The following is a 13,522-nucleotide window of genomic DNA, read 5'->3' as shown; positions in this document are numbered from 1 at the left end:
TAACGCTAACCCGATGTAAAAAAAGGTAAACAGGCACAAATCCTGCACGTTACCCCTTAGGCTAACGCGTTTTAAGTTTACAGGATATTTTTTGCGCATTTTTTAAGGAGCGGTAATGCAACAACAGATAACGCGCTGGCTGGAACAGTTTGGTTTGGAATTCGGCGGAGTGATGTCGCTGTTGATGGTATTGGGGTTGATTGTCCTGATCTCGGTCGCGATCCACCTGGTGCTGCACCGGGTGGTGCTGGCCGCCCTTCAGCGCCGTGGCCAGCAATCGCAGCGCGTCTGGCAACAGGCCATCACCCAATACAAACTGTTCCAGCGCGTGGCGCTGCTGCTGCAAGGGGTGATCATCAGCATCCAGGCGACGCTGTGGTTGCAGAGCGGCAGCCAGACCCAGGCGGTGATCGTCACCGCCGCGCAGGTGTGGATCCTCGCCTTCACCCTGCTGTCGCTGTTCTCGCTGCTGGATACGCTGCTGGCGCTGCTGCGCCAAAGCCCGATTTCCAATCAGCTGCCGCTGCGCGGCATTTTCCAGGGCCTGAAACTGGTGGCGGCGATCCTGATCGGCATCATGATCGTCTCGCTGCTGATGGGCAAATCGCCGCTGCTGCTGCTCAGCGGCCTAGGCGCCATGACCGCGGTCTTGATGTTGGTGTTCAAGGATCCGATCCTCGGGCTGGTGGCCGGCATTCAGCTCTCCGCCAACAATATGCTGAAGATCGGCGACTGGCTGGAAATGCCGAAATACGGCGCCGACGGCGCGGTCACCGACATCGGTCTGACCACGGTCAAAGTGCGTAACTGGGACAACACCGTCACCACCATTCCCACCTACGCGCTGATCTCCGACTCGTTCAAAAACTGGCGGTCGATGTCGGAATCCGGCGGGCGTCGCATCAAGCGCAGCCTGAATATCGACACCGGCAGCGTGCACTTCCTGTCGGAAGAGGAACAGCGCCGCCTGCAGCGCAACCCGCTGCTGCACAGCTACCTGAACGTCAAGACCCAGGAGCTAAGCCAGCATAACCAGGAGATCGCCGTCGATCTGGCCTCGCCGCTCAACGGCCGCCGCCTGACCAACCTCGGCACGCTGCGCGCCTATCTGGAAGCCTATCTGCGCGCTCACCCGCGCATTCACCAGAACATGACGCTGATGGTGCGCCAGCTGGCGCCGACGCCGGAAGGCCTGCCGCTGGAAATCTACGCCTTCACCAACACCACGGTCTGGGCGGAGTATGAAAGCATTCAGGCGGATATTTTCGACCATATTCTGGCGGTGATCGACGAGTTCGGCCTGCGCGTGCATCAAACGCCAACCGGCAATGACCTGCGCGGCATGCTGCTACAAAACGCGAACGCTTCCTGACGTCGGCTGACGTAACTGTGTCTGCTGGTAATGATGTTCTTTCAATTGCCAGCAGATATCTCCATCCCCTTCTTTTCCCCGGCGAAAACGGCGTTAATGCGCCATCACCTTCACCACCGAGAGGGAAAGCCCTTGCTGAAACGGTTACGTCATCGGCTGTTTACCCTGATGGCCACCCTGCTGTTTATCGGCTGCCTGCACAGCGCTTCGCTGGACGAAAGCCGCATGCCCCGCAATCTGCAACCTTCGCTGAGCGCCCTCAGCAGCAATATGCAGGACATTCGCGAAGTGCTGGCGCGCTGCGCCGGCGAGGAAGAGGAAGAACGCCTTAACGGCGGCGACATGCGTATCGAAGCGCGCGCCGCCGGGGAGGATGAAGTGGAAGACAAACGCCTGGCATAATAGGTTAAAAAACGCCCCATTTTGTTGCGCCATACGCAACACCTGGCTATGATGCGTATAGCGCAACACTCATGGAGCCGTCAGGATGATAAGAAGCTTCAAGCATAAGGGACTCAAAAAGTTTTTCGAAACCGGTTCAACAGCGGGTATCGACGCCAAGCAGGCGAAGAAAATCGCGCTGCGGCTGAGCGTGCTGGATCTGGCGAAAGTGATTGATGACGTAGATCTACCCGGCTTCTTCTTGCACCCGCTAACGGGCGCTCGCAGCGGACAATGGTCCGTCACCGTAACCGGCAACTGGCGTATCACGTTTGAACTGGTCGAGGGTGATGTTTATATCGTGAATTATGAGGACTATCACTAATGAACCGCATGCATAACCCCCCTCATCCTGGCGAGTTGATCAAAGAAACCATGGAAACGCTGAATCTCAGCGCGCGCGCGCTGGCTAAAGCGCTGGACGTTGCGCCCTCCACGGTTCAACGCCTGATCAGCGGAAAGTCCGATATCTCGCCGGAAATGGCCATCCGCCTGTCCATCGTGATAGGCAGTTCCGAACAGGTTTGGATGGGCATGCAGGATGCTTACGATCTGTGGCAGGCCAGGCAGTCCATCGACGTTTCGAAACTGCGCAAGCTGGACTTCGCTTGACGCCAGCCCCTAAAAAAAACACCGGCCTTAGCCGGTGTTTTTCCATTTAGTCTTGCTGCGTCGCCAGCGGCGCGCGTTTTTTCTGATGGTTGACCTTGAACCAGTATCCCGCCAGCAGCAATACCACCCAGACCAGGCCGGCGTACAGCGAGACGCGCGTGGTCGGGAAGTAGCCGATCAGGCCGATGATGAACACCAGGAACACGATCGCCACCACCGAGGTGAACACCCCACCGCGCAGCGGGAACGCCAGCTGCTTCACCTGCTCTTTGCTCAGGCTGCGGCGGAAGGCGATTTGGGAGAACAGGATCATGATCCACACCCACACGGTGGCGAAGGTCGCCAGGGACGCGATCACCAGGAACACGCTCTCCGGCATGATGTAGTTGAGGTATACCGCCAGCAGCAGCGCCAGCATCATCACCACCACCGTCACCCAGGGAATGCCGCGTTTCGACACCTTGCTGAACATCTTCGGCGCGTGGCCCTGCTCGGCCATGCCGTGCAGCATGCGGCCGACGCCGAACACGTCGCTGTTGATCGCCGACAGCGAAGCGGTGATCACCACGAAGTTGAGAATGCCCGCCGCCACGGTGATGCCCATATGCTGGAAGGTCAGCACGAACGGGCTGCCGTTGGTGCCCACCTGGTTCCACGGATAGATAGACATGATGACGAACAGCGTGCCGACGTAGAACACCAGAATGCGCCACGGCACCGAGTTGATGGCCTTCGGAATCGATTTTTTCGGATCTTTGGCTTCGCCGGCGGTGATGCCGATGATTTCAATGCCGCCGTAAGCGAACATCACCAGCTGCAGCGACAGGATCATGCCGATAAAGCCGTTGCTGAAGAAGCCGCCGTTCGACCACAGGTTATGAATGCCGGTCGGTTGCCCGCCGTTGCCGATGCCCCAGATGATGATGCCGATGCCGGCCGCGATCATGATGATGATGGTGGCGACCTTGAAGAACGAGAACCAGAACTCCAGCTCGCCGAACACCTTGACGCTCATCAGGTTGATGGCGCCGATGATCAGCACCACGCTCAGCACCCAGATCCAGTGCGGCACTTCCGGGAACCAGACCCCCATATAGATGCCGAAGGCGGTCACGTCGGCGATGGCGACGATCAGGATTTCAAAGCAGTAGGTCCAGCCGGTGATGTAACCCGCCATCGGGCCGAGGTAGTCCTGCGCGTAGCGGGAAAACGAGCTGGCCTGCGGGTTGTTGACCGACATCTCCCCCAGTGCGCGCATGATGATAAAGGCCACGATGCCGCCGATCAGGTAAGCCAGCAGCACGCTCGGGCCGGCCATTTTGATGGCGTCCGCCGAGCCGTAGAACAACCCGGTGCCGATGGCCGATCCCAGCGCCATAAAGCGGATATGACGCGTACTGAGGCCGCGTTTCAGCTTATTGTCGGGGGCAGTGGTGGGTGACTGTTGTTGCATGAAGATGACCCATAGTTTTAAACGTAAAAAAGCCACGGACATGTCCGTGGCCCTGGATTAAGCCGGGGGATTATCAGTGCGCGGTCACTTGGGAACGCGTGCACACCCGATCATAAATCGCGACCAGCACCAGCATCAGCAGCGAAGGCGGCAACCATGCCAACCCCTGCTCCGCCAGCGGCAGGTGAGTGGTCCAGGCCGGCAGCAGTTGCTGGAAACTGGAGGCTTTCACCGCGTCAAGGATACCAAACAACAGGCTGACAAGCATCACCGGCGCGATGATGCGCGGCGCGCTGTGCCACCAACGCAGGGTGAAGCTCAGCACCACCAGCACGATGCACGGCGGGTAAATCGCGGTCAGCACCGGAATGGAGATCTGGATCAGGTGGCTCAGGCCGAGGTTGGACACCACCATCGAGAACAGGCCCAGGATAAACACCAGCGTCTTGTACGAGAACGGCAGGTATTGTGCGAAGAACTCGGCGCAGGCGCAGGTCAGGCCGACTGCGGTCACCATACAGGCGATGAAGATCAGCGCCGCCAGGAAGAAGCTGCCCAGGCCGCCGAAGGTGTTCTGAACGTAAGCGTGCAGGATCACCGCGCCGTTGGTGGCGTCAGGCACCAGCGCGCCGCTGCCGGAGCCCAGCTTGAACAGGCTCAGGTAAACCAGCGTCAGGCCCACGCCGGCAATCAAACCGGCCAAGATGGTGTAACGGGTCAACAGACCGGCGTCTTTCACGCCGCGCGAGCGCGCCGCGTTGACGATAACGATGCCGAATACCAGCGCACCCAGCGTATCCATGGTCAGATAGCCGTTAACGAAGCCGGAGGAGAAAGGCACGCTCTGGTAAGCCGCCGTCGCCGGAATCGGCGCGCCGGCAGGCCACAACAGCGCGGCGATGCCCAATACGGCCAGCGCCACAATCTTCAGCGGTGCCAGCACGTGGCCGACGGTGTCGAGCAGGCGGCCCGGATACAGGGAGATGCCGATCACCAGCGCGAAGTACACCAGGCTGTAGATGAACAGCGGCATGGCGCCGTCGCCGGTCAGCGGGGCGATACCCACTTCAAACGACACGGTGGCGGTACGCGGCGTGGCGAACAGCGGGCCGACGGCCAGGTAGCAGACGGTCGCCAGCAGCAGGCCGGCGCCACGGCCAATCGGTGAACTGAGGGCGTCGATGCCGCCGCCGACGCGCGCCAGCGCGATGACGGTGATGACCGGCAGACCAACGGCGGTGATCAGGAAGCCCAGCGCCGCGGTCCAGACGTGTTCACCGGACTGCAAGCCGACCATCGGCGGGAAGATGATATTCCCGGCCCCAACGAATAAGGCAAAGGTCATAAAGCCCAGTGCCAGGATATCTTTTGACGTTAAACGATGACTCATACGATGTCGTGTTGCCTGTTCAAATGAAAAAATATGGTCCGATAGCGTGGTGGCGTGACGCCCCACCCGGTTGCCGGCATGCCCGATCGTTGCAGCGCAAAATAAGCACCCTAAACGCAATAGATCCGGCGTTTATGTCCCTATTCGAAAGTGGCCGCTCATGAAGATGGGCAAAATTTTAGGAGTTATAAAAATGGAGGTTTAATCCGACAACGAAGGCTAAGGTAAACGTTTATAGCGCTTCAAGGCAAGGCGCACGGCGAAAAGCAGAGCTATCGACCATATAAACTTTTGCCACCAGTCGATCATATTGGCTATCAATAAATATACACTACATGATTTGTATCATTTTTGAACAACAGATTCACGAAACGTGAAGCATATATCACTTTACCGCGCGAAAACGCCAATAAATGCCCGGTTTTCGCGTGGCATAAGCTCCGTTTGGCCGTGAAAAAAGGCGAAAATTACGCCGTTTTTGCCGCTTATTGCACCGTGGCCGACGCGAGCGGCTGCAAGCCGAGCGCCTGGCGGGTCTTCTGCAGGGCGGCCGGCGGCAGCGGCAGATAGCCGTCGTGATTGACCAGGCTCTGCCCTGCGGTCGACAGCACGCGGTCGAGGAACGCGGCGGTCAGCGGCTCCAGCGGTTGATTGGGTGCTTTGTTTATATAGATATAGAGATAGCGCGACAGCGGGTAGCGATCGTTGCGCACATTGGCGGCGGTAGGCGCGACATAGTCCTCTCCCGACTCCGCCAACGGCAGCAGCCGCACGCCGCTGGCGCGAAAGCCGATGCTGGCATAGCCGATGCCGTTCAGCGAACCGGCCACCGCCTGCACCACCGAAGCTGAGCCGGGCAGCTCATTGACGCGCGGCATAAAATCGCCGCCGCACAACGCGCGCAGTTTGAAATAGCCGTAGGTGCCGGAAGCCGAGTTGCGGCCGAAGCGCTGCAGCGAGCGCGTCGCCCAGTCGCCACTCAGCCCCAGATCGCCCCAGCGCGTCAGCGGTTTGCTTTCACCGCAGCGCCGGGTGGCGGAGAAAATGCGATCGAGCTGCTGCAGATTGAGGCCGCGCAGCGGGTTGTCCTGATGCACCAACACCACCAGCGCATCCACCGCCACCGGCACCGCCAGCGGCGCATAGCCGTAACGGTGTTCAAACGCTGAAACTTCAGCCGCCTTCATCGGCCGGCTCATCGGGCCCAGCTGCGCGGCGCCCGCCGCCAACGCGGTCGGCGCGGTCGACGAGCCGGCGGCCTGGATCTGCAGGTTAACGTTGGGGTAATGCCGGCTGAAATCCTGCGCCCACAACGCCATCAGATTCGCCAGGGTGTCGGAGCCGACGCTGGACAGGTTGCCCGCCAACATGCCGTCGGGCTGCGCCAGCGCGCCGCGTCCGGCCAGCAGCGCCAGGCAAAGCAACAGCCCTCGGGTTATTCGGGTCATACCGGTGTCTCGCGTTAATTTTTCACCGCATTCTCTGATAAAGCGGCGGGAACAATCAACCGGTTGGGTAAGGTAAAGATAAAGCGCGTGCCGATCCCCGGCTCGCTGAGGATCTCCAGCCGCGCGTCGTGATGGCTGAGCGCGTGTTTGACGATCGCCAGCCCTAACCCGCTGCCGCCGGTTTGGCGCGAACGGGCCTTGTCGACGCGGTAAAAACGCTCGGTCAGGCGCGGAAGGTGTTCGGCGGCGATGCCCGGCCCGTTATCGCTGACCTGGAACTGTGCGCCGTGCGCCGTCTGCTGCCAGCTCACTTCGATATGGGTGCCCTTCGGCGTATGGTTAACCGCGTTGTACACCAGGTTAGACACCGCGCTGCGCAACTGGTCTTCATTACCGAACACGTTGAGCTGTTCGTTCACCCGGAAGGTGATCTCGTGATTGCCACCGCTCAGCGACTGCGCCTCGCGCTGCAACACCCGCAGCATCAGCGGGATATCCACCCGCTCGTTCATGTCGACATTGGGCGCCGCCTCGATGCGCGACAGCGTCAGCAGCTGCTTGACCAGCCCGTCCATCCGGCGGGTCTGCTCTTGCATGGTGCCGAGTGCCTTGCTGCGCAGCGAGCCGTCCTGCTCTTCATCGCCCATCATCTCCAGGTAGCCCTGCAGCACCGTCAGCGGCGTGCGCAGCTCATGGCTGACGTTGGCGAAGAAGTTGCGCCGTGCCCCCTCCAGCTGGCGCATCTGGGTGACGTCGCGCGCCACCATCAGCAGCTGCCCTTCGGAGTAAGGCATTACGCGGAATTCGACGTAGTGTTCGTTGTTCAGCTGCAGCGTCAGCGGGCGCGAGAACTCCTGCTGTTGCAGGTAGTGGCTGAATTCCGGATAGCGCAGCAGGTTGAGGATGTGCTGGCCGTTGTCTTCCGGCCAGCGAAAGCCGAGCAGATGCTGCGCCAGCCCATTACACCAGAAGATATTGCCTTCGACGGTGGTCATCACCACCGCATCAGGCAGCGATTCGGCCCCGCTGCGAAAGCGCTTGATCAGCAGCGCCAGCTCGCGCCGGCGGCGGCGATTGCGCTGCTGCATCTGATACAGGCCATAGAACAGCGGCTCCCAGCTCCAGCGGCCGGGCGGCGGCGTCATGCTGCGGTCGATCCACAGCCAATGGGAAAGTTTGAGCTGGTTGTAGAAATTCCACACCAGCGCAGCCAGCGCAGCCAGCGCGGAGGCCAGCAGGAACCAGGGCAGATAACCGAAAATCAGCCCCAGCAGTAAGGCGGGCAGGCAAAAAAGAGCCAGCTCCAGAGCCAGCCTCTTCCACGACAGACGTTCTAACACGGCATATTCTCCAGCGCGGCGCGATCAGTAGCGCGTTGAGAACCGGTAGCCGGTGCCCCGAACGGTTTGAACCATTTTATCATGCCCACTGGTTTCTAACGCCTTGCGGAGCCGACGGATATGCACGTCAACGGTACGGTCTTCCACATAAACGTTAGTGCCCCAGACGTGATTAAGCAACTGCTCACGGCTATAAACGCGCTCCGGGTGGGTCATAAAGAAGTGCAGCAGCTTGAACTCGGTCGGCCCCATGTCCAACGCCTGATCGTTAGCCATCACGCGGTGGGAGGACGGATCCAGGCTCAGCCCTTGCATTTCAATCACTTCTTCCACCGCCATCGGTGAAATACGGCGCATGACCGCCTTGATGCGCGCCACCAGCTCCTTGGGCGAAAACGGCTTGGTGATATAATCATCCGCCCCCACTTCCAGGCCGCGCACGCGGTCTTCCTCTTCGCCGCGCGCGGTCAGCATCATGACCGGAATATCGCGGGTCAGCGCTTCGCGCTTCATATGTTTGATAAACTGAATGCCGGAACCGCCGGGCAACATCCAGTCGAGCAACACCAAATCAGGGAACGGCTCAGACAGGCGCGTCACGGCGCTGTCATAATCCTCGGCTTCCAACGGTTGGTAACCATTCTGTTCCAACACAAAGCACACCATCTCACGGATCGGCGCTTCGTCTTCCACCACCAGTATGCGTCTTGCCATCGTCAATCCTGCCAATGTGTTAGCGACTTTGCGGGCGCCATTATGCGTCAGTTTTGTGACACTTTTATGAAAAAAAGCGGCTGTTATAGGCAGTAAGCATAGCGATTATTTCCCGGTGCAAAGAAAAATCATTCCGTAGTCGTCGCCATTGCGCCGGGACAGCCGCCGCCGCGGCCTTTATAATCATCGCCATTACCTTTGCATCCGGGAGTGTCATGCGCCTGATCCACACCTCTGACTGGCATCTTGGCCAGTACTTTTTCACCAAAAGCCGCGCCGCCGAGCACCAGGCTTTTCTGAACTGGCTGATCGAACAGATCGAGCAGCAGCAGGTGGATGCGCTGATCGTCGCCGGGGATCTGTTCGATACCGGCTCGCCGCCCAGCTACGCCCGCGAGCTGTACAACCGCTTCGTGGTGGAACTGCAGCGCACCGGCTGCCAACTGGTGGTGTTAGGCGGCAACCACGACTCGGTAGCGACGCTGAACGAATCGCGGGAACTGCTCTCTTGCCTGAACACCACGGTGATCGCGAGTGCGCAGGGCTCCCTTGAGCAGCAGATCGTGGTGCTTAACCGGCGCGACGGTCAGCCGGGCGCCGTGCTGTGCGCCATTCCTTTTCTGCGGCCGCGCGATCTGCTCACCAGCCGCGCCGGCGAATCCGGCGCGCAGAAACAGCAGGCGCTGCAGGAAGCCATCGCCGAACATTACCAAGCGCTGTATCTGGCGGCCTGCGAACGCCGCGAGCAGCTGGGCCTGCCGCTGCCGATCGTCGCCACCGGCCACCTGACCACCGTCGGCGTCACCACCTCTGACTCGGTGCGCGACATCTATATCGGCACCCTCGATGCCTTCCCGGCGCAGGCCTTCCCCCCTGCCGATTACATCGCGCTGGGCCACATCCACCGCGCGCAGAACGTCGCCAAGTCGGAACATATTCGCTATAGCGGCTCACCGATTCCGCTCAGCTTCGATGAACTGGGCAAAGCCAAAAGTGTCTTCCTGGTCGATTTCGCCGACGGCGTCCTGCAGCAGGTAGAAGCGTTAACGATCCCGCAGTTCCAACCCATGCAGCTGATCAAAGGCGATCTGGCCGAAATCGAACGGCAGCTGCAGCAATTTGCCGACTATGCCGGCGAGCTGCCGGTGTGGCTGGATATCGAAGTGGCGACGCAGGACTACCTCAGCGATATCCAGCGCCGTATCCAGCTGATGGCGGATGAGCTGCCGGTGGAAGTGGTGCTGCTGCGACGCAGCAAAGAGCAACGCCGCCAGGCGATCGCGCAGCAGGACAAGGAAACGCTGAACGAGCTGAGCGTCAACGAGGTGTTCGAACGGCGCCTGGCGCAGGAGGCCGACATGCCCGAAGCGCGCCAACGGCGGATGCATCAACTGTTCCGTCAGGTGGTCGATGCGGTGCAGCACAATCCTGAGGAGACCCACCCATGAAGATCCTCAGCCTGCGGTTAAAAAACCTCAACTCGCTGCAGGGCGAGTGGAAAATTGACTTCACCGCCGAACCGTTCGCCAGCAACGGCCTGTTCGCCATTACCGGCCCGACCGGCGCGGGCAAAACCACCCTGCTGGACGCCATCTGCCTGGCGCTGTACCACCAGACGCCGCGTCTCAACGTTACGCCGAGCCAGAATGAACTGATGACCCGCCACACCGCCGAATCGCTGGCGGAGGTCGAATTCGAGGTCAAGGGCGTCGGCTATCGCGCCTTCTGGAGCCAGCGCCGCGCCAAAAACGCGCCGGACGGCAATCTGCAGGCGCCGAAAGTCGAACTGGCGCGGCGCGAGGACGGCAAGATCCTGGCAGATAAAGTACGCGATAAGCTGGAGATCACCGCGGCCATCACCGGGCTGGACTTCGGCCGCTTCACCAAATCGATGATGCTGTCTCAGGGGCAGTTCGCCGCGTTCCTCAACGCCGACGCCAACGATCGCGCCGAGCTGTTGGAAGAGCTGACCGGCACCGAAATCTATGGGCGGCTGTCCGAACAGGTGTTCGAATCCCACAAGCAGGCCAAAACCGACCTGGATGCGTTGCACCAGCGCGCCAGCGGCATCGAACTGCTGAACGATGAACAGCGCCACTCCCTGACTGAACGGCTGACGGCACTGAGCGCGCAGGAAAGCGCTCTCGGCAAGCAAACCCAGCAACAGCAACAGGCGCTGAGCTGGCTGCAGCAATGGCAGCGCCTCCAGCAACAGCAAAACGAAGGGCAACGGCGGCTGGAAACCGCCCAGCGCGAGCAGGCCGAGGCCGCCCCGCAGCTGCAGCGGCTGGCGCTGAGCGAACCGGCCGAGAAATTGCGGCCGCTGCGCGGCGAACGCGATCGCTGCCGCGCCGAGCTGCAGACGATACAACAGCAGGCAGCCCAGCTGACGCAGCAACAGGAGCAGCACTCGGCGCAGCTGGCGCCGCTGCAGCAGGCGGTGGAAAAGGCCCGTCTGGCGCAGCAAGCTCATGCCGAGCATATGCGGCAACAGCAACAGCTGATCGATGACCAGGTCGCCCCGCTCGACCATCAGATCGCCCAACTGCAGTCGACGCAGGCCGAGCGGCGACAGGCCGGCGATGCCGCTGCGCAGCAGTGCGCCCAGCAGCAGACCGCCCTGGAGCAGCTCACCGCCCAGCGCAGCCAACTGACGGCGCAGGCCGCACAGCATCAGCAGCAGCTGAACGCGCTGACCGAAGCGCTGGCCGCTCAACGGCAACGGCAGCAGGCGCTGGAGGCGCAAACCCCGCTGGCCCCGCTGCGCCAGCGCCTGAGCGCCCTGGCGGATCTGCGCCCGACGCGCCAGCAGTTATTTACGCTCGCTTCCCTTAACCGTCAGACCCGCGAGCGTCTGGCCCGGCAACAGGCGGAGCACGCCGAGCGGCAAACGCAGCTCGCCGGGCTGCAACACCAGTTGGAGAACGCGCGTCAGCAATTCAAACAGCACAAGGCACAGCTGCAGGAAGTGGAGCGGATCCACGAGTTGGAAAAACGCATCGTCAGTCTGGAAGCGGAGCGCGCCCTGTTGCAGAGCGGCGCCCCCTGCCCGCTGTGCGGCTCCACCAGCCACCCGGCGGTGGAGCAATATCAGGCGGTGCAGCCTTCGGCGACGGAACAACGCTTGGTTGAGATGCGCACCCTCGCCGAGCAACTGCAAACCCAGGGCACCGAGCTGCGCACCCGCTGTGAAGGCCTGCAAGAGCAGCAGCAACGCCAGCAGCAGGCTATCGCGCAGGATGAGCAGCAGCTAGCTGCCCAACAGCAGCAGTGGCAGCAGCTCAGCGCGCCGCTGGCATTCGACTTTACGCTGGCGGAGGGCGAGCAACTCAGCGCCTGGCTGAGCGGCTGCGACGACGAAGAGCGGCGCGGGCAGCACGCGCTGCAGCAGCATGAACAGGCGGCGCAGGCGGTACAGCAGGCAAAAGACGCGCTTGCCGCCCTGCAAACACAGCAGCAGCAGGCGCAGCAACAGCTGGCGCTGCTCGAAGAGCGCTTTACGCTGCTGCAGAAAACCCACACCGACAGCTTGCAACAGCAGCAAGACCTGCTTCAACGCTGGCAGGAAGGCGAGAAGACCCTCGCCGAGCGGCGCGCGCAGCGGCTGGCGCTGTTCGGCGAACAGCGGGTCGCCGAGGTGCGCGAACAGCTGCGCGCCAAACAAACCGCCTGTGAACAGGCCAGCTTGCAGGCCGCCGAGCAGTGGCAAAAGGCGCAGGAACTGCGCGAGCGCCTGGCCGGCCAGCAGGCCGGGCTGCAACAACAGCACGCCCAAATGCAGGAACGGCTGCAGCAGGCGGAGCAGCAATGGCAGCAGGCGCTGGCCGACAGCGAATTCGCCGATGAAACTGCCTTCGCCGCCGCGCTGCTGGACGACGCCCTGCGCCGCGAATTGCAGCAGCGCAAAGAGCAGCTGCAACAGCGGCAGGTAGAGGCTGCGGCCCTGCTGGCTCAGGCGACGCAAACGCTGGAGCAGCATCGGCAGAACCGCCCGGAAGGGACGGATGAGGCCAACGCGGATCTCGACGCGCTCACCCAATCGCTGGCCGAGCTGGCACAGCAGTTGAAGGCGCTGCAGCTGAGCCAGGGCGAGCTGCGCAACCAGCTGGAAAGCGACGCCGCCCGCCGTCTCAATCAACAGGCGTTGTTCGAGCAAATCGCCCGCAGCCAGCAAGACTACGACGACTGGAGCTACCTCAACCAGCTGATCGGCTCGAAAGAAGGCGACAAGTTCCGCCGCTTCGCGCAGGGGCTGACGCTCGATCATCTGGTTTATCTGGCCAACCTTCAGCTCGGCCGGCTGCACGGGCGCTACCTGCTGCAGCGCAAAACCAGCGACGCGCTGGAGCTGCAGGTGGTGGACACCTGGCAGGCCGACGCGCTGCGCGATACCCGTACCCTGTCCGGCGGCGAGAGCTTCCTGGTCAGCCTGGCGCTGGCGCTGGCGTTGTCCGATCTGGTCAGCCACAAAACCAGCATCGACTCGCTGTTCCTCGACGAAGGCTTCGGCACGCTGGACGCCGAAACCCTCGATACCGCGCTGGACGCGCTGGACAGCCTGAATGCTTCCGGTAAAACCATTGGCGTGATCAGCCACGTCGAGGCGATGAAAGAGCGCATTCCGGTGCAGATCAAAGTGAAAAAGGTCAACGGGCTCGGCGTCAGCCGGCTGGAGGCGCACTTCAGGCTGGAATGATCCCGCCGTGCGCGGCACAGAAGTGTGACCGCGGCGGCACTCCGCGGTGAAAAGCG

At 61.5% G+C, this 13,522-nt stretch carries 11 protein-coding genes; 6 read left to right on the top strand and 5 right to left on the bottom strand.

Going from position 1 to position 13,522, the window contains the following annotated elements:
* Window positions 1-115 precede the first annotated feature (115 nt).
* The 4 genes from ACJ8HT_RS08845 (at window position 116) to ACJ8HT_RS08830 (ending at window position 2,425) form a co-directional block, all read left to right on the top strand.
* Complete coding sequence (locus ACJ8HT_RS08845; RefSeq protein ID WP_197652298.1) at window positions 116-1,372, top strand: mechanosensitive ion channel family protein; 1,257 nt, start codon at window positions 116-118, stop codon at window positions 1,370-1,372.
* A 132-nt stretch (window positions 1,373-1,504) separates the two neighbouring features.
* On the top strand, window positions 1,505-1,774 hold the full coding sequence (locus tag ACJ8HT_RS08840; protein ID WP_049199847.1) for a hypothetical protein: 270 nt from the start codon (window positions 1,505-1,507) through the stop codon (window positions 1,772-1,774).
* Window positions 1,775-1,859: 85 nt separating this feature from the next.
* The gene (locus ACJ8HT_RS08835) at window positions 1,860-2,138 is read left to right on the top strand and encodes a type II toxin-antitoxin system RelE/ParE family toxin (protein WP_019454217.1); all 279 of its coding nucleotides are present in this window, start codon (window positions 1,860-1,862) and stop codon (window positions 2,136-2,138) included.
* A complete protein-coding gene (locus ACJ8HT_RS08830; RefSeq protein ID WP_025160069.1) occupies window positions 2,138-2,425 on the top strand; it encodes a HigA family addiction module antitoxin in 288 nt (95 codons plus the stop codon). Before ACJ8HT_RS08835 ends, ACJ8HT_RS08830 begins: the two co-directional genes overlap by 1 nt.
* Window positions 2,426-2,471: 46 nt before the next feature.
* Here the strand turns inward: ACJ8HT_RS08830 and proY are convergent, their stop codons facing one another.
* The 5 genes from proY to phoB form a co-directional block, all read right to left on the bottom strand.
* Window positions 2,472-3,878, bottom strand: a complete 1,407-nt coding sequence (gene proY / locus ACJ8HT_RS08825; RefSeq protein WP_019454218.1) for a proline-specific permease ProY — start codon at window positions 3,876-3,878, stop codon at window positions 2,472-2,474.
* Between the two features lie 73 nt (window positions 3,879-3,951).
* The gene (gene brnQ, locus ACJ8HT_RS08820; RefSeq protein ID WP_038873241.1) at window positions 3,952-5,268 is read right to left on the bottom strand and encodes a branched-chain amino acid transport system II carrier protein; all 1,317 of its coding nucleotides are present in this window, start codon (window positions 5,266-5,268) and stop codon (window positions 3,952-3,954) included.
* 485 nt (window positions 5,269-5,753) lie between these two features.
* Window positions 5,754-6,716: a PstS family phosphate ABC transporter substrate-binding protein gene (locus ACJ8HT_RS08815; RefSeq protein WP_197652299.1), complete on the bottom strand. Its 963-nt coding sequence runs from the start codon at window positions 6,714-6,716 to the stop codon at window positions 5,754-5,756.
* A gap of 14 nt (window positions 6,717-6,730) precedes the next feature.
* Window positions 6,731-8,056, bottom strand: a complete 1,326-nt coding sequence (phoR, locus tag ACJ8HT_RS08810; RefSeq protein ID WP_442520128.1) for a phosphate regulon sensor histidine kinase PhoR — start codon at window positions 8,054-8,056, stop codon at window positions 6,731-6,733.
* A 24-nt stretch (window positions 8,057-8,080) separates the two neighbouring features.
* The gene (gene phoB / locus ACJ8HT_RS08805) at window positions 8,081-8,770 is read right to left on the bottom strand and encodes a phosphate response regulator transcription factor PhoB (protein WP_004940438.1); all 690 of its coding nucleotides are present in this window, start codon (window positions 8,768-8,770) and stop codon (window positions 8,081-8,083) included.
* Window positions 8,771-8,985: 215 nt separating this feature from the next.
* Here phoB and sbcD point away from each other — a divergent pair, with 215 nt between their 5' ends.
* A complete protein-coding gene (gene sbcD, locus ACJ8HT_RS08800) occupies window positions 8,986-10,218 on the top strand; it encodes an exonuclease subunit SbcD (RefSeq protein ID WP_197652300.1) in 1,233 nt (410 codons plus the stop codon).
* Complete coding sequence (sbcC, locus tag ACJ8HT_RS08795; RefSeq protein WP_197652301.1) at window positions 10,215-13,466, top strand: exonuclease subunit SbcC; 3,252 nt, start codon at window positions 10,215-10,217, stop codon at window positions 13,464-13,466. The genes sbcD and sbcC overlap by 4 nt, the downstream gene beginning before the upstream one ends.
* Window positions 13,467-13,522 lie beyond the last annotated feature (56 nt).

Source organism: Serratia sp. CY44782 (assembly GCF_052168715.1).
In the GTDB taxonomy this organism is placed as follows: Bacteria; Pseudomonadota; Gammaproteobacteria; order Enterobacterales; family Enterobacteriaceae; genus Serratia; species Serratia nevei.
This window is presented reverse-complemented; position numbering and strand designations above follow the sequence as displayed.